Origin of the sequence: Nonomuraea sp. NPDC050536 (assembly GCF_044457685.1) — a bacterium.
Lineage (GTDB): Bacteria > Actinomycetota > Actinomycetes > Streptosporangiales > Streptosporangiaceae > Nonomuraea.
Genome location: NZ_JBITHD010000001.1, coordinates 1,132,703 through 1,153,358 on the forward strand (window position 1 = coordinate 1,132,703; position 20,656 = coordinate 1,153,358).

Sequence of the window (20,656 nt, forward strand, 5' to 3'; positions counted from 1 at the left end):
TGAGGTCTCATGTCTGTTTTCATGTGTGTGTATGGGACTGCGTGTTCTCGCTGTGGACGACGAGCTTCCCGCGCTGGAAGACCTCGCCTACCTGCTGCGCGCCGACCCGCGCATCGGCGAGATCGCCACCGCCAGGGACGGCGCGGCCGCGCTGCGGCTGCTGGACCGCGCCATCGCCGACGGCAGGCCGATCGACGCCGTCTTCCTCGACATCCGCATGCGCGGCCTGGACGGGGTCGTGCTCGGGCGGCTGCTGTCGCAGTTCGCGAACCCGCCGCGGGTCGTGTTCGTCACCGCCTACGAGGAGCACGCGGTCGACGCCTTCGAGATCAAGGCCGAGGACTACCTGCTCAAGCCGGTCCGCCCGGAACGGCTGGCCGAGGCGATCCGCAGGGTGGCCGTCTCGGCTGACGTGCCCGCGGAGGTCGGCGAGATCGCCACGATCCCCGTCGAGCTGGGCGGCGTGACCCGCTTCGTGTCCACAGCCGACGTGGTCTACGTCGAGGCGCACGGCGACTACGCCCGCCTGCACACCGCCTCAGGCAGCCATCTGGTCCGCATCCCGCTGGCCACGCTGGAGGAGCGCTGGGCCACGGCCGGGTTCGTCCGCGTGCACCGCAGCCACCTGGTCGCGGTCAAGCACATCGACGAGTTGCACATCGATTCGGGCAGGTGCACGGTCAGGGTGGGCGACACCGAGATCCCCGTCAGCCGCAGGCACACCCGCGAGCTGCGCGACCTGCTGGTCAGGCGGGCGCGCAAGGGGAGGGCCGAATGACCGCCGAGCCGCGTCCATCGCGCCGCGTGCCGTACCCGCGCGCCGACACGCCCCGCCGCGTCGCCGTCACCAGCCCGCGCACCGCCGCCGCGCGCCGTCCCCGCTACCCGGCCACCCGCGAGATCGACGAGCAGACCCACCTCGGTGAGGTGTACATGCGCTCGCTGCTGCGCACCCAGTTCCGCCTCGCGCTGTTCGTCTGCACCGTGCTGGCCTGCGTGGTCGGCGGGTTACCGCTGCTGTTCCTGCTCATCCCGCACCTGCGCGACGTCGACCTGCTGGGCGTGCCGCTGCCGTGGGCGGTGCTCGCCGGACTGATCTACCCCCTGTTCATCACCGGCGCCTGGCTCTACGTACGGCAGGCCGAACGCAACGAGCGCCACTTCGCCGACCTGGTCGAGCGCCGATGAGTCTGGCCGCGGTAGTCGTCGTCGTGGTGGCCGCCGTGCTGATCGGGGCGTTCGGCATCCGCTTCTCGCGCACCACCTCCGACTTCTACGTGGCCTCCCGCACGGTCAGCCCGCTGTGGAACGCCTCCGCGATCGGCGGCGAGTACCTGTCGGCCGCTTCGTTCCTGGGCGTGGCCGGGCTGGTGCTGTCCTTCGGCGCCGACATGCTGTGGCTGCCCGTCGGATGGACCGGCGGCTACCTGGTGCTGCTCGTCCTGGTGTCCGCGCCGCTGCGTCGCTCCGGCGCCTACACGCTGCCGGACTTCGCCGAGGCGCGCCTGGAGTCGATGACCGTGCGGCGCACCGCCAGCGTGCTCGTCGTGCTCATCGGCTGGCTCTACCTGATGCCGCAGTTCCAGAGCGCCGGGCTGGTGCTGCGCACCGTGACCGGCGCGCCGGTGTGGGCGGGCGGGCTGCTGGTGGCGGTGGTCGTGGCGGTCAACGTGCTGTCGGGCGGGATGCGGTCGATCACGTTCGTGCAGGCCTTCCAGTACTGGCTGAAGCTGACCGCGCTGGCCGTGCCGCTGGTCTTCCTGCTGATGGCGTGGAAGGGCGACGGCTCGCCCGCGCTGAGCCCCGGCGACACCGCCATCTGGCAGGTGCCGCTGGGCGGTGGCAAGGAGTACGGGCTGTACTCCACCTACTCGCTGATCCTGGCCACGTTCCTGGGCACGATGGGGCTGCCCCACGTGCTCGTCCGCTTCTACACCAACCCCGACGGGCGGACGGCCCGCCGTACCACGCTCGTGGTGCTGTCACTGCTGGGGGCCTTCTACCTGCTGCCGCCGCTGTACGGCTGGCTGGGCCGGCTGTACGCGCCCGACCTGGTACGGACCGACGCGGTCGTGCTGACGCTGCCCGAGCGGATGGTCGGCGGGACGCTCGGCGACGTGCTGACCGCGCTGGTCACGGCGGGGGCGTTCGCGGCGTTCCTGTCGACCTCGTCGGGGCTGACCGTGTCGGTCGCCGGCGTGATCGCGCAGGACCTGATGAAGGGCGGGGTGGGCGCGTTCAGGAAGGCCACGCTGCTGGCCGTCGTGGTGCCGCTGGGGCTGGCGCTGTGGGCGCGGGCGCTGCCGGTGGCCGACGTGGTGGGGCTGGCGTTCGCGGTGGCCGCCTCCTCGTTCTGCCCGCTGCTCGTGCTGGGCATCTGGTGGCGGCGGCTCAGCACCGCGGGCGCGCTGGCCGGGCTGTTCGTGGGTGGCGGGCTGGCCTGCGCCGCGGTGCTGCTGACGATCACCGGCGGCCCCTACGACGGGCTGGCCGGCGCGCTGCTGGCCCAGCCGGCCGCCTGGACGGTGCCGATCGCGTTCACCGTGATGGTGTCGGTGTCGTTCCTGACGCCGCACCGGGTGCCCGCCGGGGTCGCCAGGACCATGGTGCGCCTGCACACGCCGGAGAACCTCAACCTCGACCGCGGCGATTGGCGGCCCAGGTCTTCCTGAAGTTCACCCGCCGGATCGTGCGCCGTAAGCAAGAGCTGCCCTGGTCATCACCGGTGGCACGGAACGTGGCTGCCATGATGCGTACCCACCTGGCAGGAGTAGCCCGATGACCGCACACCCCGAGCTCTTCCCGCAGGCCCAGGTGTTCCTCCCGCCCGGCGTGCACCCGGCGCCGCCCGAGGACGCCCATCCCGCGCTGCTGGCCGCGGCCCGGGCCGCGCTCGACGCCTACGCCGGAGCCGGGCACGACAGGGCCGCGCTGTCCGCCATCGTGGCCGACGGCGCGGACGGGACCCCGACCATGCGCATCGACGAGCTCGTCGAGGACGCCGTGCTGGCCGCCCTGCCGGCCTATGCCAACGTGCTGACCGAGGAGACCGGCTGGGTCGACCGCGGCTCCGCGCTGACCCTGGTCATGGATCCCGTCGACGGCTCGGCCAACGCCGCCGCCGGGGTGCCGCTGGCCGCCTTCTCCGCCGCGCTGGCCGAGGAAGGCGTGTTCACCGAGGCGCTCACCGTCTGGCTCGACACCGGCCGCAGCTGGTGGGCCCGCCGTGCCATGCGCGGGCTGCGCACCACGGGCCGCCGCCGGCTCGACGGGGCCGCCGTGTCGCTGCTGCGCCCGCACCCGCGCAACCCGGGAGCGCTGGCGGCGTGGATGGCGGTGGCCGAGCGGGCCGCCCGCGTCCGGATCCTGTCGTCCAGCTGCCTGGAGGCCGCGCTGGTCGCCCAGGGGGCCACCGACGCGTTCGCCGACGCCGCCTCCGACTCGCACCGCCTGGTCGACATCGCCGCCGCCGTGGTCCTGGCCGAGTCGGCCGGGGGAGCGGTGCGCGACGTCTTCGCCCGCCCCATCGAGCTGGACACCGACCTCACCCGCCGCTGGAGCGGCGTGGTCGCCGCCACCCCCGACCTGGCCCTCGAACTCGCCGAGGTCCTGCGCGCCGCAGCCACCCGCCCCCGGTGACCGTACGGCGCGCCACGCCGGACACCGTCGCCCGCCGTACTAGCGCTGCTCTCCTGAGCCGCGCACGACCAGCTCGACGGGGACCCGGATGCGGCGCGGCGCGTCCGACGGCGTCAGCAGCAGGTCGACCGCGGCCCGGGCCAGCCGTGCCGTGTCGTAGCGGACCACGGTCACGCCCGGGTTGAACACGTCCGCCAGGGCGAAGTCATCGAAACCCACGAACGCCGGCCGCTCGGGACGGTCGCGCAGCGCCTGCAGGATGCCGATCGCGGCCCGGTTGTTGGTGGCGAAGAACGCCGTCGGCGGGTCGGCCAGATCCAGCAGGCGCCCCACCTCGTGCGACACCCGCCACGGATCGAACACCCCCTTCACCACCAGCGCCTCGTCCACCTCCTCCAGCGCCTCCCTGTAGCCCAGCGCCCTGGCGTGCACCGAGCTCAGCCCGCTGTCGTCGGAGATCAGCGCGATCCTGCGGTGCCCGTGCGCCATCAGGTGCTCGGTGGCCATCCGCCCGCCCGTCACGTCGTCGAGCAGCACCACGTCCGCCCCGGGCAGCCCGGCGGGAACCCGGTCCACGAACACCGCGCGCGGCCCCTCGGCCAGCCATCCGTGATCCCCCGCGGACGGGACGACGATCAGCGAGTCGACCCCCCTGGCGTACATGGACTCGACCAGCATCCGCTCGCGCTCGGGCCGCTCCTCGTAGGAGCCGAACACCACCAGCGCGTCGTGCTCGGCCGCCGCCGCCTCCACGGCCTTGGCCAGGCGGGCATAGAACTCGTTGGAGATGTTCTCCATGATCAGGCCGATCGTGAGCATCGTCGCGCCCCTGGCCAGCCGCGCCGCGGCCTCGTTACGGCGGAAGCCCAGCGCCGCGATCGCGTCCTGCACCCGCCGCTGCAGGTCGGCGCTGACGTGCGGCTCCTGGTTGACGACCCGGGAGACGGTCTTCAGGCTCACTCCCGCGTACCGCGCCACGTCCGCCATCGTCGGTTTACGCGTCATCACCCCAACCCCCCAAACCCACCCACGCCACCCCCGCAGTGATCACTGGAGGGACCCTATCCAGCCCACGACAACCCCTCGCGCGCGCGTTCCCGCCTCTCCCTCGTCCAGCCCCGGACCCGCACCGCCGCTCCCTGCTTTCCGTGCGGCGTTGCGGCGGGCAACCGTCCCACCCATGCGTGCCGTCGGGCACGGCCGGAAAGTCACGTCGGCGGTGCGTGGTGGGCGCGGCTTTGCCGTACAGAACCAGGAGGTTGTGAGAAAGGAACCGCACGATATCGTCCACCGCATGGATGATGACTGGATTTGTGGGCGCCTCGGTGAGGACGAGCCCTGGCTGCTGGGGGCGGTCCACCCGCCGATCTTCGAGAACTCGATCTTCACCTTCGAGACCGCCGGCGACCTGGCCGAGGCGCTGAAGGACGAGGACGAGAACTACATCTACTGGCGGGGCACCAACCCCACGGTCGACCTGGCCCAGCGCAAGCTGGCCGCGCTGGAGCGGGCCGAGCGGGCCAAGTGCTTCGCCTCCGGCATGGGCGCCATCTCCGCGACGATCTCGTCGCTGGTCTCGGCCGGGGACCACGTGCTCGTGCTGGGCGCCGTCTACGGCCCGACGACGCAATTCCTGCGTTACCTGGAGAAATACGGCGTCACGCATACGCACATCAGCGATCTCGCGGCAGGTGACAGCGCTATCAACGCATCCACGCGCCTACTGTACTTCGAGTCCCCCTCCTACATGCGCTACGAGTTGTTCGACATCGCCCAGGTGACCGCGTGGGCGCGCGAGCACGGCCTGGTCACCGTGATGGACAACACCTGGTCCACCCCGATCTTCCAGAAGCCGATCACCCTCGGCGTCGACCTGGTGCTGCATTCGCTGTCGAAGTACATCGGCGGCCACAGCGACCTGGTCGGCGGCGTGGTCTGCGGCTCGGCCGAGTTGGTCAGGCCGCTGGCCAGGACCGAGTACATGCTGTACGGCGCGGCCATGTCACCCCACGACGCCGGCAAGGTCATCAAGGGCCTGCGCACCCTCCCCGTCCGGATGGCCGCACACCAGGAGCGCGGCCTGGCCGTGGCCCGCTTCCTGGAGTCCCACCCGGCGGTCAGAACCGTCAACCACCCAGGTTTGGAGTCCCACCCGGGTCACGCGCTCGCGAAACGGCAGATGTCCGGATTCTCCAGCCTGCTGTCTCTCGAGCTCGACACGGACTCCCACCCCCAGGTCACGAAATTTCTGGACGAGCTGCGGCACTTCCGGATCGGCGTCTCGTGGGGCGGCTTCGAGAGCCTGGCCAACGCCCCCACGCTCACCACGGAAGAGAGCGTCAGGAAGACGATGGGCGTCCCCGTCGGCTTGGTCAGGTTGTCGGTGGGCCTGGAGTCGGCGCAAACGCTCGTCGAGGACCTCGGCCGGGCACTCGAGGCCATCTGAGGTCTAGCGCGGAAAGGGGTCGGTGGCCTACCGTGCATGACAGCGCTGTCATACCCGGGCTGTCGCTGTCATACGGGGCTGTCCTAGGGAGTACCGATGAGATCACCTGTCCTCGCGGCGGTCACCGCCCTGACCCTGACCCTCGCTGCCTGCGGCTCCGGCTCGTCCGACGGCAAGGTCAAGCTCCGCATGATCGAGAGCTTGACCAGCCCCGAGCGGACCAAGCTGATCAAGAGCCTGATCGCGGACTTCGAGAAGGCGAACCCGAAGATCGAGGTGGAGCTCATCTCCCCGCCCCTCGAGAGCGCCGACCAGAAGATCACCCAGATCCTGCAGACCAAGAAGGACCTGGACGTGCTGGAGGTCCGCGACCTGACCGCCAAGTCGTTCTCCAACAACGGCTGGCTCGGCGAGCTGCCCACCACGGACTGGGCCGGCTGGAACGACCTCACCGAGCTCACCCAGAAGAAGGCCGCGGAGGTGGGCGGCAAGCCGTACCTGATCCCGTACGGCTTCTACATGAAGACCATGTTCTACCGCACCGACCTGGGCGTGACGGCCCCGCCGAAGACCTGGACCGAGCTGTACGACGCGGCCAAGAAGATGACCACGGGCGGCAAGTTCGGCTACTCCTTCCGCGGCGGCAAGGGCGGCGCGGGCTACGCCGTCCTCATGATCAGCGCCTACAACGGCGACAAGGTCAACCCGGACAAGTCCTTCTTCCTCAAGGACAAGCAGACGATCTTCTCCACGCCCGAGGCCGCTCAGGCGCTCGACCTGTACGTCAAGCTCTTCAAGGACGTCTCGCCGCCCGACTCGGTGGCCTGGAGCTACCCGGAGATGGTCCAGGGCTTCACCTCGGGCGTCACGGGCATCCTCATCCAGGACCCCGAGGTGATCAAGACGGTCCAGGAGAGCGGGCTGAAGAACTGGAGCACCGCCCCCCTCCCGAAGGGCCCGACTGGTTACGCGCTGCAGAACGTGGGCTACGCGGGCTGGGGCATCACCTCCTTCACCCAGCACAAGGCCGAGGCGGTCAAGCTGGTGCAGTTCCTGTCGGAGGCCAAGCAGAGCACGGCCTTCGCCAAGGGCAACTCGCTGATGCCGATCTCCAAGCAGGCGCAGAGCGACCCGCAGTTCTCGCAGGGCGCGTGGAAGGCCTACATCGACGCCCAGCAGGACCCCAACCAGGTGATCACGATCAGCCCGACGGACTACCCCGGCTACAGCCAGTTCCAGGTGGACGCCGACCGTGACATCCAGGCGCTGATCACCGGCAAGAAGACCGCCGCCGACGTGCTGAAGTCCTGGGACGCCTTCTGGGTCGACCAGGCGAAGAAAGTCTCGTGACCGCGGTCGGCAGGCGGGGCAAGCCCGCGTTCACCGGGCGGCGGGCCGCCTTCATCGGCTTGTGCCTGCTGCCCGGCGTGCTCTTCGTGCTGGTGTTCACCTACTGGCCGATGGTGCGCGGCAGCGTGATGGCCTTCCAGCGCTACAACCTGTTCGACCTCACCCAGACCCCGTTCGTGGGTCTGGAGAACTTCAAGGGCGTGCTGGCCGAGGACCGGTTCTGGACGGCGCTCCGCAACACGGGCACGTGGGTGTTCGTGTCGCTGGTCTTCCAGTTCTTCCTCGGCTTCGGCCTGGCCCTGCTGCTGCGCAGGCACTTCCGCGGCAGGGGCCTGTACCAGGCGTGGGTGTTCTTCCCGTGGGCCATGTCCGGGTTCCTGATCGGGCTGCTGTGGCGGTGGATGTTCAACGGCCAGTTCGGCGTGATCAACGATCTGCTGCTCAAGGTGGGCGTCATCGACCGGCCCATCGCGTTCCTGGGCACTCCAGGATGGGCGATGACCTCGGTGGTCGTGGCCAACGTCTGGTACGGCGTGACGTTCTTCGCCATCATGATCATGGCCGCGCTGCAGTCGGTGCCCAAGGAGCTCTACGAGGCGGCCTCGGTGGACGGCGCCACGCGGATCGGCCAGTTCTGGAACGTGACCGTGCCGCACATCAGGCCCACGCTGGCGCTGATCGTGCTGCTGCGGATCATCTGGATCCTGAACTTCCCCGACCTGATCTACTCGATGACCGGGGGAGGACCGGCGGGCTCCACCGACATCATCACCACGTACCTGATCCAGCAGGTCATGGGCGGCGACTACGGCAGGGCCGGCGCGGTGGGCCTGCTCGTGCTGGCGCTGCTGCTGGCCTTCAGCATCTTCTATCTCAACGTGACGAGGACCGATGAGACGGCTCGCTAAGTCGGTGGTGCTCGGCGCCTGGCTGCTGATCACCATCTTCCCGCTCTACTGGATCCTCGTCACCTCGCTGAAGCCCAAGTCGGAGATCTTCCAGCTCCCGCTGCGCTACTGGCCCGCGAACCTGACCTTCGAGCACTACACGGACCTGTTCTCCTTCGCCGACTTCGGCATCTACCTGCTGAACAGCTTCTTCGTCTCGGTGGTCTCGGCCGCGGCCGTCACCGTGATCGGCATCATGGGTGGCTACACGCTGGCCCGGTTCAGCTTCGCCGGGCGCGGGCCGCTGATGCTGGCGTTCCTGGTCACCCAGATGGTGCCGCTGTTCATCGCGCTCGGCCCGCTCTACCTGCTGATGTCGGACCTGGACCTGCTCAACCACCTGGCCGGGCTGATGCTGGTGTACGTGGCGATGCTGGTGCCCTTCGCCACGATCATCATGCGTGGCTTCTACGAGCGGATCCCGGTGGCGCTGGAGGAGGCCGCTCAGGTCGACGGCGCCTCCCGAATCACCGCGATGGTGCGGGTGGTGATCCCGGTCATGCTGCCGGGCATCGCCGCCACCTTCATCTTCGCGTTCGTGCAGTGCTGGAACGAGCTGTTCCTGGCGATCACGTTCATCGACAGCGAGGACGCCAAGACCATCCCCGTCGCGATGAACTCCTTCATCACCCAGTACGACATCGACTGGGGCTCGATGGCCGCGGCGACCGTGGTGTCGGTGATCCCGACGCTGGTGCTGTTCGCCGCGATCCGCCGCTTCATCGTGGAGGGACTGACCGCCGGAGCCGTCAAGGGTTGACGGATCATTTACCCGCGCGCGAGGACCGGAGAGGACGCCAGGGGTATGGCCTGATGCGTGATCGCAGCCCGCCGTCTCGCCGCGGCCGCCCTGTCGGCGTGCGCGCTGGCGCCGGCGGCGTGCGGCTCCGGCGGCGAGGGCGGCGTGCCGCTGATCAACCTGTACAACTCCCCGCAGGAGCACATCCAGGCCATCGCCGACCGGTGCAACAAGCTGGCCGGCGGCCGCTACAAGATCATCGTGAACATCCTGCCGCGCGACGCCGACGGCCAGCGCGAGCAGCTCGTCCGCCGCCTGGCAGCCGCCGACCCGGGCCTGGACGTGCTGGCACTGGACGTCACCTGGACGGCCGAGCTGGCCGAGGCGGGCTGGATCAGGGAGTGGACCGGCGGCGACGCCGCCCAGGCCCGGCAGGGCACGCTGGCCAAGCCGCTGGACACCGCGATCTGGCACGGCAAGCTGTACGGCGCGCCGTACACCACCAACGTGCAGCTGCTCTGGTACCGGTCCGACCTGGTGCACCGGCCGCCGGCGACGTGGCAGGCCATCATGGCCCAGGCCGCCCGCCTGGCCGCCGAGGGCAAGCCGCACTACGGCGAGGTGACCGGCGCCCAGTACGAGGGGCTGGTCGTCTGGTTCAACAGCGTGGTCGCCTCGGCGGGCGGCAGGATCCTGACACCCGGCGGCAACGCCGTCGCGCTCGGCCCGCCCGCGCTCAAGGCGCTGCAGGTGATGCGGGCCTACGCCACCTCGCCGGCGGCCGACCCGTCGCTGTCCAACACCCACGAGGACGAGGCCCGCCTGGCGGTCGAGGCGGGCAGGGCGGCCTTCGAGGTCAACTGGCCGTTCGTGTACGCGGCGATGGCCGCCAACCAGCCCCGCATGCTGCCCGACTTCAAGTGGGCGCCCTACCCGGGCATCGACGGGCCAGGCACCTCGCCGCTGGGCGGCGCCAACTTCGCCGTCAGCAGCTACTCGCGGCATCCTGAGGCGTCCTTCCAGGCGGCGCTGTGCCTGCGCGACGCCGAGAGCCAGAAGACCGCCGCCACGCTCGACGGCCTGCCGCCCACGATCGAGGCGGTCTATCACGATCCCGCCATGGCCAAGCCGTACCCGATGCGGCAGGCCATTCTGGACGCGCTCAAGACCGCGGCGCCGCGCCCCAAGACGCCCGTCTACCAGAACGTCTCCACGGTCACCTCCGCCATCCTGTCGCCGCCCGCCGCGATCGAACCGCCCACGACCCTGGCCCGGCTGCGCGAGCAGATCGCCGACGCGCTGCAGAGCAGGGGAGTGCTGCCGTGAGCGAGCCGCGGCTCACCGAGGGGCAGGAGGCCGAGCGGCGGCTGGCGCTGTGGCTGTGCGCGCCCGCCACGATCATCATGCTGGCCGTGACTGGCTGGCCGATCATCTACTCTGTCCTGCTGTCGCTGCAGCGGGCCGACCTGCGCTTCCCGCAAGACCAGGCGTGGATCGGGCTGGAGAACTACGCCACCGTGCTCGGCAGCTCCTACTGGTGGACCGCCTTCGGGGTGACGCTGCTGATCACCGTGGTCAGCGTCGCCTTCGAGCTCGTGTTCGGCATGCTGCTCGCGCTGGCCATGTACCGCACGCTGGTCGGCAGGGGGCTGGTCCGCACGGTCGCGCTGATCCCCTACGGCATCGTCACGGTCGTGGCCGCCTACGGCTGGAAGTACGCCTGGACGCCCGGCACCGGCTGGCTGGCCAACTTCCTGCCCGAGGGCTCGGCGCCGCTGACCCAGCAGTGGTCGGCCATCGCGATCATCATCCTGGCCGAGGTGTGGAAGACCACGCCGTTCATGGCGCTGCTGCTGATGGCGGGGCTGGCCGGCGTGCCGGAGGAGCTGCTGCGGGCCGCCTCCATCGACGGCGCCACGGCCTGGCAGCGCTTCACCCAGGTCACGCTCCCGCTGATCAAGCCGGCGATCCTGGTCGCGCTGCTGTTCAGGACGCTGGACGCCTTCCGCATCTTCGACAACATCTACGTGCTGACCAACGGCGCGCAGAACACCTCCTCGGTGTCGATCATCGCCTACCACAACCTGATCGGCGGGCTGAACCTCGGCATCGGCTCGACCATGTCCGTGCTGATCCTGATCACCGTGGCGATCGTCGCCTTCGTGTTCATCAAGCTCTTCGGAGCCTCGGCGCCCGGCGGTGAGAGCCGGTGAGGGCCAGGTGGGCGGGCGTCGACGTGCTCGTCCTGCTGTACGCGCTGATCCCGGTGGCGTGGATCGCTTCGCTGTCGTTCAAGGACCCCAGCACGATCACCGACGGCGCGTTCATCCCGAGGAAGTGGACGCTGGACAACTACCGCGGCATCTTCGAGAACGACGACTTCGTCCGCGGGCTGGTGAACTCGATCGGGATCGGGCTGATCTCCACGTTCGTGGCGATCGTCTTCGGCACCATGGCCGCCTACGCCATCGCGCGCCTGACCTTCCCCGGCAAGCGGCTGCTGGTCGGGTTCTCGCTGCTGATCGCCATGTTCCCGCAGATCTCGCTGGTCACGCCGCTGTTCCAGATCGAGCGGTCGCTGGGGCTGTTCAACACCTGGATGGGGCTGATCCTGCCGTACATCACCTTCGCGCTGCCGCTGACCATCTACACGCTGTCGGCCTTCTTCAGGGAGATCCCGTGGGAGCTGGAGAAGGCGGCCAAGATGGACGGCGCCACCCCGTTCCAGGCGTTCTGGCAGGTGATCGCGCCGCTGGCGGCGCCCGGCATGGTCACCACGGCGATCCTGGCGTTCATCATGTGCTGGAACGACTTCCTGTTCGCCATCTCGCTCACCTCCTCCGACGCCGCCCGCACCGCGCCCGCCACGATCTCCTTCTTCACCGGCAGCTCCCAGTTCGAGGACCCGACGGGCTCGATCTGCGCGGCGGCCGTGGTCATCACGATCCCCATCGTGATCTTCGTGCTGTTCTTCCAGCGCCGCATCGTGGCGGGCCTGACCTCCGGAGCCGTGAAGGGATGAACGATGGCTGAGATCGTGCTCGAAGGGGTGACCAAGAGGTTCGCCGACGGCACGCTCGCGGTGGATCACATCGGCCTGGACATCAAGGACCACGAGTTCGTCATCCTGGTGGGGCCGTCGGGGTGCGGGAAGTCGACCACGCTCAACATGATCGCCGGGCTGGAGAACATCACCGAGGGTGAGCTGCGCATCGACGGGCAGCGCATGAACGAGAAGGCGCCCCGCGACAGGGACATCGCGATGGTGTTCCAGTCCTACGCGCTCTACCCGCACATGACCGTCAGGGAGAACATCGCCTTCCCGCTGAAGCTGGCCAAGGTGGACAAGGCCGAGGCGAACAGGAAGGTGGAGGAGGCGGCCGAGCTGCTCGACCTGAGCCCGTACCTGGACCGCAAGCCCGCCAACCTGTCGGGCGGGCAGCGGCAGCGGGTGGCGATGGGCAGGGCCATCGTGCGCAACCCCAAGGCCTTCCTCATGGACGAGCCGCTGTCCAACCTGGACGCCAAGCTCAGGGTGCAGATGCGCACCACGATCGCCCGCCTGCAGAAGAACCTGGGCACCACCACGGTCTACGTCACCCACGACCAGACCGAGGCCATGACGCTGGGCGACCGGATCGTGCTCATGCGCGCGGGCGTGGTGCAGCAGGTGGCCTCGCCGCAGGAGATGTACGACCACCCGCGCAACCTGTTCGTGGCCGGCTTCATCGGCTCGCCGTCGATGAACTTCCTGCTCGCCCGGGTCGAGCCGGACGGCCTGCACACCGTGATCGGCACGATCCCGCCCGGCCCCCGGCTGCGGCGCGCGATGGCCGGGCAGAAGGTGCCCAAGCAGGTCATCGTCGGCATCAGGCCGGAGTCCTTCGAGGACGCCGCGCTCGTGCACGGCCAGGACCACGGCGGCACGTTCGCCGGCACGGTCGACATCCTGGAGTCGATGGGCTCGGAGAAGCTGGCCTACTTCACGCTCGAGGCGGGCGCCGTCGAATCCGAGCACCTGGCAGGCACCGCCGCCTTCGAGGGCGGCGGCGTCGCGCAGCTCATCGCCCGCCTCGACCCCAGGACCACCGCCCAGGAGGGACGGCCGCTCAAGCTCTGGTACGACACCGAGGCCATCCACCTGTTCGACCCCAGGAGCGGTACCAACCTCACCGAGGCATGAAATCTCGGTGTCAATCGGCCGTTTATGGCACTCGCCGATGATCGTGCCGTTGATCCGCGGCGAACGGGTCCAGGAACCGCTTATCGCGCTGAAAGGACCTTTCACCGCATGCCCCATCCAACTAAGCGCCGGGCGGCGGCGGCTCGCCGAACAGCCCCTCCGACCCCCTCCACGAGGGGTAGGTTGCGCTCTTACCTTGTGCGTGATCCGCATCACAGTGGAGGTCTCGTGACGACTAAAGAACATGACGCATCGGTCTACGAACAGGTGCAGGCAAGCAGTGACTTCCAGGAGCTGAAGCGGCGCTTCCGCCGATGGACGTTCCCGATGACCGTGGCGTTCCTGGCGTGGTATCTGCTCTATGTGGTGCTGTCGGGGTGGGCGCGCCCGTTCATGAGCACCAAGGTGTTCGGTGACATCAACGTCGGGCTCATCTTCGGCCTGCTGCAGTTCGTGACCACCTTCCTGATCGCGTGGGCCTACGCCCGCCACGCAGGCAGGAAGCTCGACCCGCTCGCCGAGAAGGTCCGCCACGAGGTCGAGGAGCAGGCCCAGTGACTTCCCACACCCTCGCGACGATCCTCTTCCTCACCTTCGTCGCCGGCACGCTCGGCATCACGTTCTGGGCCAGCCGCCAGACCAAGACGGCCGCCGACTACTACGCCGGCGGCCGCTCCTTCAGCGGTCTGCAGAACGGCCTGGCCATCGGCGGCGACTACATGTCTGCCGCCTCCTTCCTCGGCATCGCCGGCCTCATCGCGCTGTCGGGCTACGACGGCTTCCTGTACTCCATCGGCTTCCTGGTGGCCTGGCTCGTCGCGCTGCTGCTGGTCGCCGAGCTCATGCGTAACTCCGGCAAGTTCACCATGGCCGACGTGCTGGCCTTCCGGATGAGCCCGCGCCCGGTGCGCACCGCCGCCGGCGTCTCCACGATCATCGTCAGCATCTTCTACCTGCTGGCCCAGATGGTCGGCGCGGGCGCGCTGGTCGGCCTGCTGCTCGGCATCACCAGCGAGTCGGGCAAGGCCTGGACGGTCGTCGGCGTCGGCGCCCTCATGATCGTCTACGTGGTGTTCGGCGGCATGAAGGGCACCACCTGGGTCCAGATCGTCAAGGCCGTCCTGCTCATGGGCGGTGCCGCCCTGATCACGGTCCTGGTCCTGGCCAAGTACAACTTCAACCTGTCCACGCTGCTGGGCGCCGCCCAGGAGGCCAGCGGCAAGCCCGGCCTGCTCAGCCCCGGCGGCAAGTACGGCACCGACGCCCAGGGCTGGGTCGGCAAGGTCGACCTGATCAGCCTGGGCCTGGCCCTCGTCCTCGGTACGGCGGGCCTGCCGCACATCCTCATCCGCTTCTACACCGTCCCCACCGCCAAGGACGCCCGCAAGTCCGTGCTCTGGGGCATCGGCATCATCGGCGTGTTCTACCTGTTCACGCTGGTGATCGGCTTCGGCGCCGCGGCCCTGGTGAAGATCCCCAAGACCGACACCTCGGGCAACACCGCCGCCCCGCAGCTGGCCAACGCCATCGGCGCGAACTTCTTCGGCGAGACGGGCGGCACGATCCTGCTGGCCCTGATCGGCGCGGTCGCCTTCGCCACGATCCTGGCCGTGGTGGCCGGGCTCACGCTCGCCTCCTCCTCCAGCTTCGCCCACGACCTGTACGCCCACGTGTTCAGGCGCGGCCAGGCCACCGAGCGGCAGGAGGTCGTGGTGGCCAGAATCTCCGCCCTGGTCATCGGCGCGATCGCGATCGCGCTCGGCATCCTGGCCCAGGGCCAGAACGTCGCCTTCCTGGTGGCGCTCGCCTTCGCCCTGGCCGCCTCCGGCAACCTGCCCGCGATCCTCTACAGCCTGTTCTGGAAGAGGTTCAACACCACGGGCGCGGTCTGCGCCATCTACGGCGGCCTGATCTCCGCCCTGGTCATCGTGTTCTTCTCGCCGGTGGTCTCCGGCGCCAAGACCTCGCTGTTCAAGACCTCTGACTGGCACCTGCACGAGCTGTCGAACCCGGGCATCATCTCGATCCCGCTCGGCTTCCTGCTCGGCTGGCTCGGCACCGTGCTGTCCAAGGAGTACAACGCCGACAAGTGGTCCGAGATCGAGGTCCGCTCCCTCACGGGTGTGGGCGCCGAGCAGGCCGTGAAGCACTAGCCCATCACTGGGCGGTACGGCGGGCGCCCTGCAGCAGGTAGAGCAGGGCGCCCACCACCAGCGAGGCCAGCGCGATCCCGCCCACCAGCCAGAACCACGTGCCGTAGGAGATCTCGGCGCCGAACAGGCTGACCTTCCCCGCGTCGTTGGAGATCAGCGGCGTCCACGACCCCGACAGCGTGGAGATCACACCCACCAGCGAGGCCAGCGCCCCCACGATCGAGGCCACCCAGAACACCGCCGGATGGGCGAGCCTGCGCGCCTCGAACTGCTCGCGGTAGCGCCGCAGGATGATCAGGACGTCGACGAACAGCACCACGATCGACAGGCACCAGATGACCGTGACGGCCGCCTGCAGCACGTTGTAGACCTCGGTCTGGGCGTCGGCCGGCTTGGCCGAGGCGATCGGCACCACGACGAACGCGATCAACGTGAACACGCCGGCCAGCACGGTCTGGATCCACACCGCCACGTCCGGCACCTTGTGCGCGTTGACGTGGCTGACCACCTTGGGCAGCCTCCTGTCCAGCCCGGAGACGAAGATCAGCCGGGCGAAGGAGTAGTTGTAGACCACGGTGATGATGAAGAACATCGCCGCCAGCACCAGCGCCACCAGCTTGCCGGCCCAGTCGCCGATGCCCAGGCTCACCGCCGCGGCCACCCCGGTGATCGTTGCCGCGTCCTTGGCCGGCACCGTCACCATCACGCCCCAGGTCGCGATCAGGTAGGCGACCATGACGGCCAGCGAGCCCCACAGCAGGTAGCGGGTGACCGCCTTCTCCTCGCGGATCTCCACGCCCATGTTCAACGGCACCTCGACGCCCAGCAGCGCCAGCACGGCCAGGCCGAAGAAGCTCCAGTTGGCGAAGTTGATCCCGTGCTCGGCCGACGGGCTCCAGGCCGCGAAGTCCCACGGGTTGGTCGCCGAGGCGTTGCCCTCCAGCAGGTGCACCACACCGGCCACGAACATGGCCAGGATGGCCAGGCCGTACGCGACGAACGCGACGTTGACCACGTTCTGCGTCAGCCGGAAGCGCAGGACGGCCAGCAGCGCGGCGACCACCAGGATCACCACGATCAGCCCGCCTTGGGCCTGCACCGGCAGCGCGCCGACCGGCGGGAAGACGAACCCGAGGAACGAGATGGTCAGCGTGCCGGTGGCGACCATGACCAGCACGCCGGGCCACCATGCGCAGAAGCCGGCGAAGAAGCCCCAGAAGGGACCGAACGCCTTGTTCGTCCACAGGTAGATCGAGCCCTCGCCGGGGAACATCGCGCCCAGCTGCCCGGTCACGATCGCGCACGGGATGAGGAACAGCGCGAACGCGATGATCCACCAGCCGAACGCGGCCGGGCCCGCGCTCTGGATGACGGCCGCGTTCGTGATGAACAGGACGATCGCCACGAAGATGGCGACCATGTCGAACGTGGTGAGTACCCGTGGCAGGATCCCGCCCGCCACCCGCTCAGAAAGCAGCTGAGGCTCGCTCATACTTCCGACGATGCGCCTCGACGATCAGGATCGTCAAGAAACCGGTTGCGCCCGCAACTTCATCGAGTGCTCCACCAGCGTGACCAGCACCTCCCTGCTGGAGTCCCGCTTGCGCGCGTCGCACATGATGATCGGGGTCGACGGGTTCAGCTGCAGCGCCAGCCGTACCTCGGCCATGTCGAACGTCGCCGAGCCCTCGAAGCAGTTGACCGCCACCACGAACGGCGTGCCGCGCCGCTCGAAGTAGTCGACCGAGGGGAAGCAGTCGGCCAGGCGCCGGGTGTCGGCCAGGATGACCGCGCCGAGCGAGCCCTCGGCCAACTCGTCCCAGACGAACCAGAACCGCTCCTGGCCGGGCGTGCCGAACAGGTACAGCACGTAGTCAGAACCCAGGGTGATGCGGCCGAAGTCCATCGCGACCGTGGTCGTCTTCTTCTGCGACACGTTCGTGAGGTCGTCGACGCCGACGCTGCGGTCGGTGAGGATCTCCTCAGTGCGCAGCGGCCTGGTCTCCGAGACCGCGCCGACCATCGTGGTCTTGCCCGCGCCGAAGCCGCCCGCGACAAGGATCTTGATCGCGGTCGGCAGGCGCCGCTCAGAGCGATCGAAGGCCATCGAGCACCGCCTTGTACATCCTCATGTCATGCATGTCCACCTCGGATTGCGGTTCTTGGGCCTCGACGAGTTGCCTGTCGAACAGGTCGCCGAGCAGCACCCGGATCGTGCCCGCGGGCAGGTTCAGGTGCGCGGCGATCTCGGCGACGGACTTGGGCTCCCTGCACAGCCGCAGGATCGCCAGGTGCTCGGGATCCAGCCCGGCGTCGGGACCCGGGGTGGGCCCGACGGCCAGGGCCATGGAGATCAGGTCGAACCTGCCGTGCGCCGGCTGGGTCCTGCCTCTGGTGACCACGTACGGCCGGATGATCTCCGGATCGATCCATCGATCGTCCTCGGTCACCGGTCGCTCCCCACCCGCGCGCCCGAGGTCAGGTACTGGCCGACCCGGGCCACGAGCATGGCCATCTCGTAGGCGATCAGGCCGATGTCGGCGTTCTGCGCGCACAGCACGGCTAGGCAGGCCCGCTCGCCCGCCACGGTGACGATGAGGAACTGCGATTTCCACTCCACCACCGTCTGGCGTACCGCGCCGCCCTTGACCTGCTCGGACACGCCCTTGGCCAGGCTCTGCAGGCCGGAGGCGACCGCCGAAAGGTGCTCGCCGTCGGTACGCTCCAATCCCGCCGATGAGGCCATGAGCAGGCCGTCGGAGGACAGCACGATCGCGTGCTGCGCTTCCTGGACGCGGCCCACCAGGTCGTCGAGCAGCCAGTTCAGGTCCGTGCCGCTCATTGCTCTTCCTCCAGGAGCTTGGCGGCCTCCGACCGGCCCAGCCGGGTGCCTGACTGCAGGGATCCCATCATCGCGCGGATCTCCTCCGGCGAGCGCTCGTCATCGTCCTCCTCGGTCGCGGGCGGCGGCTCCTCGCGCAGCGCGGGAGCCAGGTTGGCCTGCGGTACGCGCATGGGCAGGCCTCCCGGGGTGAGTTCGGTCTCGGCCTGTGCCACTGGGGTCTCCGGGCTCGCGGGCTGCTCCTCTGCGGTCACCGGCCTGACGGGGATCTCGGCCGTGTCGTCTGGACGGCGCGCGGGGATGTCGCGCGGCCTGGCCGAGCGCAGCGTGCGCACGTTCTCGCGGGTGGCGGTGGCCACGGCCGACTTCCTGCGCGGCAGGCCGGTCTCCGGCTGGCCGCCGTCGACCTGCTGCGCGCCGTCGCTCAGCTCCACGAGCTCCTGCGGCAGCAGCACCACGACGGTCGTGCCCCCGTACGGCGAGGCCTTCAGCACCACCTGGATGCCGTGCCGCTCGGCCAGGCGGCTGACGACGTACAGGCCCAGGCGCGCGGTGCCGGAGATGCGGAACTCGGGCGGGTCGGCGATGCGCTCGTTGGCCGCGTCCAGGTCCTCCGCCTTCATGCCGAGCCCGCGGTCCTCGATCTCCACGACGTACCCGTTGGCCACCAGCTGTCCGCTGACCTGCACGTTGGTGTAGGGCGGGGAGAAGGAGACGGCGTTCTCGATCACCTCGGCCAGCAGGTGGATGACGTCACCCACGGCCCGGCCGACGAGCACCACCTCGCCCATCGGCATGAGCGTGACGCGGGTGTAGTCCTCCACCTCGGCCAGCGCGCCGCGGACCACGTCGACCATGGGCACCGAGCGGCGCCAGGTACGGGCGGGGGAGGAGCCGGACAGCACGATCAGGTTCTCGGCGTTGCGCCGCATCCGGATCGCCAGGTGGTCCAGCCGGAACAGCTCCTTCAGCTCCTCCGGGTCGGTCTCGCGCCGCTCCATCACGTCCAGCACGGTCAGCTGCCTGTGCACCAGACCCTGGGTACGTCGGGCCAGGCTCAGCAGGATGTCGCGGATGCCGCGGCGCAGCTCGGCCTGCTCGGCGGCGACGGCCACGGCGGTGCGCTGCACGGTGTTGAACGCCTGGCCCACCTGCCCGATCTCGTCGTCACCGAACTCCAGCGCGGGCACCTCGCGGGCCAGGTCCACCTCTTCGCCGCGCCCGATCCGCTCGACCACCCCAGGCAGCCGATCATCCGACAGCTCGTGCGCCGCGTCCCGCAGCTTCGTCAGCTGGGCCAGCAGCGCCCGGGTCGTGGTGATCGACAAGATGATCGAGGCGACGACCGCGAACAATCCCAGACCGCCGGCCAGCACCAGGCGGACGATGACGCCGACGGCGACCGGGGTGGCACGCTCGACCAATCCGTCCGCGGAGACCAGGAGGAACTTCTCCAGCTCCGACAGGACGGGTTGAATACCTGCCTGCCATTCCCTGTTGGTGACGGGGAGCGCCGCCTGGTCCCTGCCGTTCTCGATCACTCGATCTTCCAGCGCGCGGAATCGCTGGAAGGCCGCGCTGTTGGTCAGACTCTTGTACCTCGCGCGATCGGCGTCGGGCAGCTCGGCCGCGGCTTCGTTGTGCAGGAACCGCTGGGAGCCGACCAGCGCGGCGAACCGGTCGTACTCCCCAGTGCTGAAGCTTCCGGCCGCCTGGGCCCCGGCGAGGAGCGCGTCCTCGCGGGAGAGAACCTCCTTGGCACGAGTGAACGCGATGAGGGTACGAGCGTCCTTGGCGATCTGCTGATCGTCGATACTGGCCTCGGACCCGTAGATCAGGAACATGGTGTCCACGATCTCCGTCAAAGCCGCTGAGGCCTGAGTGCGGTCCAGTGCTCCCGAGTCGATCGACTTGCGCTGCTTGTCGAGGGTTTGCAGCGCCCGGAGCGAGTCGTCCAAGCGGCGTTCGAGGGCGTCATCCGCCGCGACTCGCACGCTGTAGCTGTTGATGTCTTCCTCGAAGGCGGCCCGAGCCTGGTCGGTCTGCGTCCGCTGTTTGGTCAGCGCATCGCGCCGTTGTGTGGTGTGCCCACCAAGGTAGGACAGTGAGAGCTGCCGCTCCGTCTGCAGGGCTGTCACCAGCGAGACGGTCGGCCGGCCGACCTTCTCGTCGAGAGTGTTGACCCACAGCAGGTTCAATCCATCTCTCAGTGTCACCCAGGCGGCAAAGGCCCAGAGCGCGGCGAGCGACGCCAGAAGGGCTATGACCTTGGTTCGCACACGTGAGTTACGGAAACGCATTACACCTGTCCCAGCGAATATCGGAAAGCCCTTCCGCCTACCGCGAGGCGATAGCGG

The 20,656-nt window shown here is 69.1% G+C and carries 20 protein-coding genes; 14 read left to right on the forward strand and 6 right to left on the reverse strand.

Annotation, left to right across the window (positions count from 1 at the left end; all coding sequences use genetic code 11):
• Nucleotides 1-31: 31 nt before the first annotated feature.
• From ACIBHX_RS05490 to ACIBHX_RS05505, 4 genes are all read left to right on the forward strand, one after another.
• Entirely contained in the window at nucleotides 32-778 is a 747-nt protein-coding gene (locus ACIBHX_RS05490; RefSeq protein ID WP_397064476.1) for a LytR/AlgR family response regulator transcription factor, read from the forward strand.
• A complete protein-coding gene (locus ACIBHX_RS05495) occupies nucleotides 775-1,188 on the forward strand; it encodes a hypothetical protein (protein ID WP_397064478.1) in 414 nt (137 codons plus the stop codon). The genes ACIBHX_RS05490 and ACIBHX_RS05495 overlap by 4 nt, the downstream gene beginning before the upstream one ends.
• Nucleotides 1,185-2,672, forward strand: coding sequence for a cation acetate symporter (locus tag ACIBHX_RS05500; RefSeq protein WP_397064479.1), 1,488 nt, complete (start codon nucleotides 1,185-1,187; stop codon nucleotides 2,670-2,672). Before ACIBHX_RS05495 ends, ACIBHX_RS05500 begins: the two co-directional genes overlap by 4 nt.
• A gap of 106 nt (nucleotides 2,673-2,778) precedes the next feature.
• The gene (locus ACIBHX_RS05505; RefSeq protein WP_397064481.1) at nucleotides 2,779-3,639 is read left to right on the forward strand and encodes an inositol monophosphatase family protein; all 861 of its coding nucleotides are present in this window, start codon (nucleotides 2,779-2,781) and stop codon (nucleotides 3,637-3,639) included.
• Between the two features lie 39 nt (nucleotides 3,640-3,678).
• On the opposite strand, the gene ACIBHX_RS05510 is transcribed toward ACIBHX_RS05505, so the two are convergent.
• Nucleotides 3,679-4,644 carry a LacI family DNA-binding transcriptional regulator gene (locus tag ACIBHX_RS05510; protein WP_397064483.1) on the reverse strand — a complete coding sequence of 322 codons (966 nt, stop codon included), beginning with the start codon at nucleotides 4,642-4,644 and terminating at the stop codon, nucleotides 3,679-3,681.
• 289 nt (nucleotides 4,645-4,933) lie between these two features.
• On the opposite strand from ACIBHX_RS05510, the gene ACIBHX_RS05515 reads away from it, so the two are divergent.
• From ACIBHX_RS05515 to ACIBHX_RS05560, 10 genes are all read left to right on the forward strand, one after another.
• Entirely contained in the window at nucleotides 4,934-6,085 is a 1,152-nt protein-coding gene (locus ACIBHX_RS05515) for a trans-sulfuration enzyme family protein (RefSeq protein WP_397064485.1), read from the forward strand.
• Nucleotides 6,086-6,181: 96 nt separating this feature from the next.
• Nucleotides 6,182-7,435 carry an ABC transporter substrate-binding protein gene (locus tag ACIBHX_RS05520; protein ID WP_397064487.1) on the forward strand — a complete coding sequence of 418 codons (1,254 nt, stop codon included), beginning with the start codon at nucleotides 6,182-6,184 and terminating at the stop codon, nucleotides 7,433-7,435.
• Nucleotides 7,432-8,343, forward strand: coding sequence for a carbohydrate ABC transporter permease (locus tag ACIBHX_RS05525; protein ID WP_397064489.1), 912 nt, complete (start codon nucleotides 7,432-7,434; stop codon nucleotides 8,341-8,343). Before ACIBHX_RS05520 ends, ACIBHX_RS05525 begins: the two co-directional genes overlap by 4 nt.
• The gene (locus tag ACIBHX_RS05530) at nucleotides 8,327-9,142 is read left to right on the forward strand and encodes a carbohydrate ABC transporter permease (protein WP_397064491.1); all 816 of its coding nucleotides are present in this window, start codon (nucleotides 8,327-8,329) and stop codon (nucleotides 9,140-9,142) included. Before ACIBHX_RS05525 ends, ACIBHX_RS05530 begins: the two co-directional genes overlap by 17 nt.
• 57 nt (nucleotides 9,143-9,199) lie before the next feature.
• A complete protein-coding gene (locus ACIBHX_RS05535) occupies nucleotides 9,200-10,447 on the forward strand; it encodes an ABC transporter substrate-binding protein (RefSeq protein WP_397064493.1) in 1,248 nt (415 codons plus the stop codon).
• The gene (locus ACIBHX_RS05540) at nucleotides 10,444-11,334 is read left to right on the forward strand and encodes a carbohydrate ABC transporter permease (protein ID WP_397064495.1); all 891 of its coding nucleotides are present in this window, start codon (nucleotides 10,444-10,446) and stop codon (nucleotides 11,332-11,334) included. Before ACIBHX_RS05535 ends, ACIBHX_RS05540 begins: the two co-directional genes overlap by 4 nt.
• Entirely contained in the window at nucleotides 11,331-12,143 is an 813-nt protein-coding gene (locus tag ACIBHX_RS05545; RefSeq protein WP_397064497.1) for a carbohydrate ABC transporter permease, read from the forward strand. The genes ACIBHX_RS05540 and ACIBHX_RS05545 overlap by 4 nt, the downstream gene beginning before the upstream one ends.
• A 3-nt stretch (nucleotides 12,144-12,146) precedes the next feature.
• Complete coding sequence (locus tag ACIBHX_RS05550; protein ID WP_397064499.1) at nucleotides 12,147-13,304, forward strand: ABC transporter ATP-binding protein; 1,158 nt, start codon at nucleotides 12,147-12,149, stop codon at nucleotides 13,302-13,304.
• A 228-nt stretch (nucleotides 13,305-13,532) separates the two neighbouring features.
• Nucleotides 13,533-13,862 (forward strand): DUF485 domain-containing protein, encoded by a 330-nt coding sequence (locus ACIBHX_RS05555; protein ID WP_397064501.1) that lies wholly within the window; start codon nucleotides 13,533-13,535, stop codon nucleotides 13,860-13,862.
• Nucleotides 13,859-15,457 carry a cation acetate symporter gene (locus tag ACIBHX_RS05560; RefSeq protein ID WP_397064503.1) on the forward strand — a complete coding sequence of 533 codons (1,599 nt, stop codon included), beginning with the start codon at nucleotides 13,859-13,861 and terminating at the stop codon, nucleotides 15,455-15,457. Before ACIBHX_RS05555 ends, ACIBHX_RS05560 begins: the two co-directional genes overlap by 4 nt.
• Before the next feature lie 4 nt (nucleotides 15,458-15,461).
• Here ACIBHX_RS05560 and ACIBHX_RS05565 read toward each other — a convergent pair whose 3' ends face one another.
• From ACIBHX_RS05565 to ACIBHX_RS05585, 5 genes are read right to left on the reverse strand one after another with little or no spacing between them, the layout of a single operon-like run.
• Nucleotides 15,462-16,949, reverse strand: coding sequence for an APC family permease (locus ACIBHX_RS05565; protein ID WP_397064504.1), 1,488 nt, complete (start codon nucleotides 16,947-16,949; stop codon nucleotides 15,462-15,464).
• Between the two features lie 33 nt (nucleotides 16,950-16,982).
• Nucleotides 16,983-17,564, reverse strand: a complete 582-nt coding sequence (locus tag ACIBHX_RS05570) for a GTP-binding protein (RefSeq protein WP_397064506.1) — start codon at nucleotides 17,562-17,564, stop codon at nucleotides 16,983-16,985.
• Entirely contained in the window at nucleotides 17,545-17,907 is a 363-nt protein-coding gene (locus ACIBHX_RS05575) for a DUF742 domain-containing protein (RefSeq protein ID WP_214319778.1), read from the reverse strand. The genes ACIBHX_RS05570 and ACIBHX_RS05575 overlap by 20 nt, the downstream gene beginning before the upstream one ends.
• Nucleotides 17,904-18,299 (reverse strand): roadblock/LC7 domain-containing protein, encoded by a 396-nt coding sequence (locus tag ACIBHX_RS05580; RefSeq protein ID WP_397064508.1) that lies wholly within the window; start codon nucleotides 18,297-18,299, stop codon nucleotides 17,904-17,906. The genes ACIBHX_RS05575 and ACIBHX_RS05580 overlap by 4 nt, the downstream gene beginning before the upstream one ends.
• Complete coding sequence (locus ACIBHX_RS05585) at nucleotides 18,296-20,497, reverse strand: nitrate- and nitrite sensing domain-containing protein (RefSeq protein ID WP_397064510.1); 2,202 nt, start codon at nucleotides 20,495-20,497, stop codon at nucleotides 18,296-18,298. The genes ACIBHX_RS05580 and ACIBHX_RS05585 overlap by 4 nt, the downstream gene beginning before the upstream one ends.
• Nucleotides 20,498-20,656 lie beyond the last annotated feature (159 nt).

What these genes read in the sequence shown, in the direction of transcription:
- ACIBHX_RS05490 (WP_397064476.1), top strand. Translation starts at nt 32, where the DNA reads ATGGGACTGCGTGTTCTCGCTGTGGACGACGAGCTTCCCGCGCTGGAA.
- ACIBHX_RS05495 (WP_397064478.1), top strand. Translation starts at nt 775, where the DNA reads ATGACCGCCGAGCCGCGTCCATCGCGCCGCGTGCCGTACCCGCGCGCC.
- ACIBHX_RS05500 (WP_397064479.1), top strand. Translation starts at nt 1,185, where the DNA reads ATGAGTCTGGCCGCGGTAGTCGTCGTCGTGGTGGCCGCCGTGCTGATC.
- ACIBHX_RS05505 (WP_397064481.1), top strand. Translation starts at nt 2,779, where the DNA reads ATGACCGCACACCCCGAGCTCTTCCCGCAGGCCCAGGTGTTCCTCCCG.
- ACIBHX_RS05510 (WP_397064483.1), bottom strand. Translation starts at nt 4,644, where the DNA reads ATGACGCGTAAACCGACGATGGCGGACGTGGCGCGGTACGCGGGAGTG.
- ACIBHX_RS05515 (WP_397064485.1), top strand. Translation starts at nt 4,934, where the DNA reads ATGGATGATGACTGGATTTGTGGGCGCCTCGGTGAGGACGAGCCCTGG.
- ACIBHX_RS05520 (WP_397064487.1), top strand. Translation starts at nt 6,182, where the DNA reads ATGAGATCACCTGTCCTCGCGGCGGTCACCGCCCTGACCCTGACCCTC.
- ACIBHX_RS05530 (WP_397064491.1), top strand. Translation starts at nt 8,327, where the DNA reads ATGAGACGGCTCGCTAAGTCGGTGGTGCTCGGCGCCTGGCTGCTGATC.
- ACIBHX_RS05550 (WP_397064499.1), top strand. Translation starts at nt 12,147, where the DNA reads ATGGCTGAGATCGTGCTCGAAGGGGTGACCAAGAGGTTCGCCGACGGC.
- ACIBHX_RS05565 (WP_397064504.1), bottom strand. Translation starts at nt 16,949, where the DNA reads ATGAGCGAGCCTCAGCTGCTTTCTGAGCGGGTGGCGGGCGGGATCCTG.
- ACIBHX_RS05570 (WP_397064506.1), bottom strand. Translation starts at nt 17,564, where the DNA reads ATGGCCTTCGATCGCTCTGAGCGGCGCCTGCCGACCGCGATCAAGATC.
- ACIBHX_RS05580 (WP_397064508.1), bottom strand. Translation starts at nt 18,299, where the DNA reads ATGAGCGGCACGGACCTGAACTGGCTGCTCGACGACCTGGTGGGCCGC.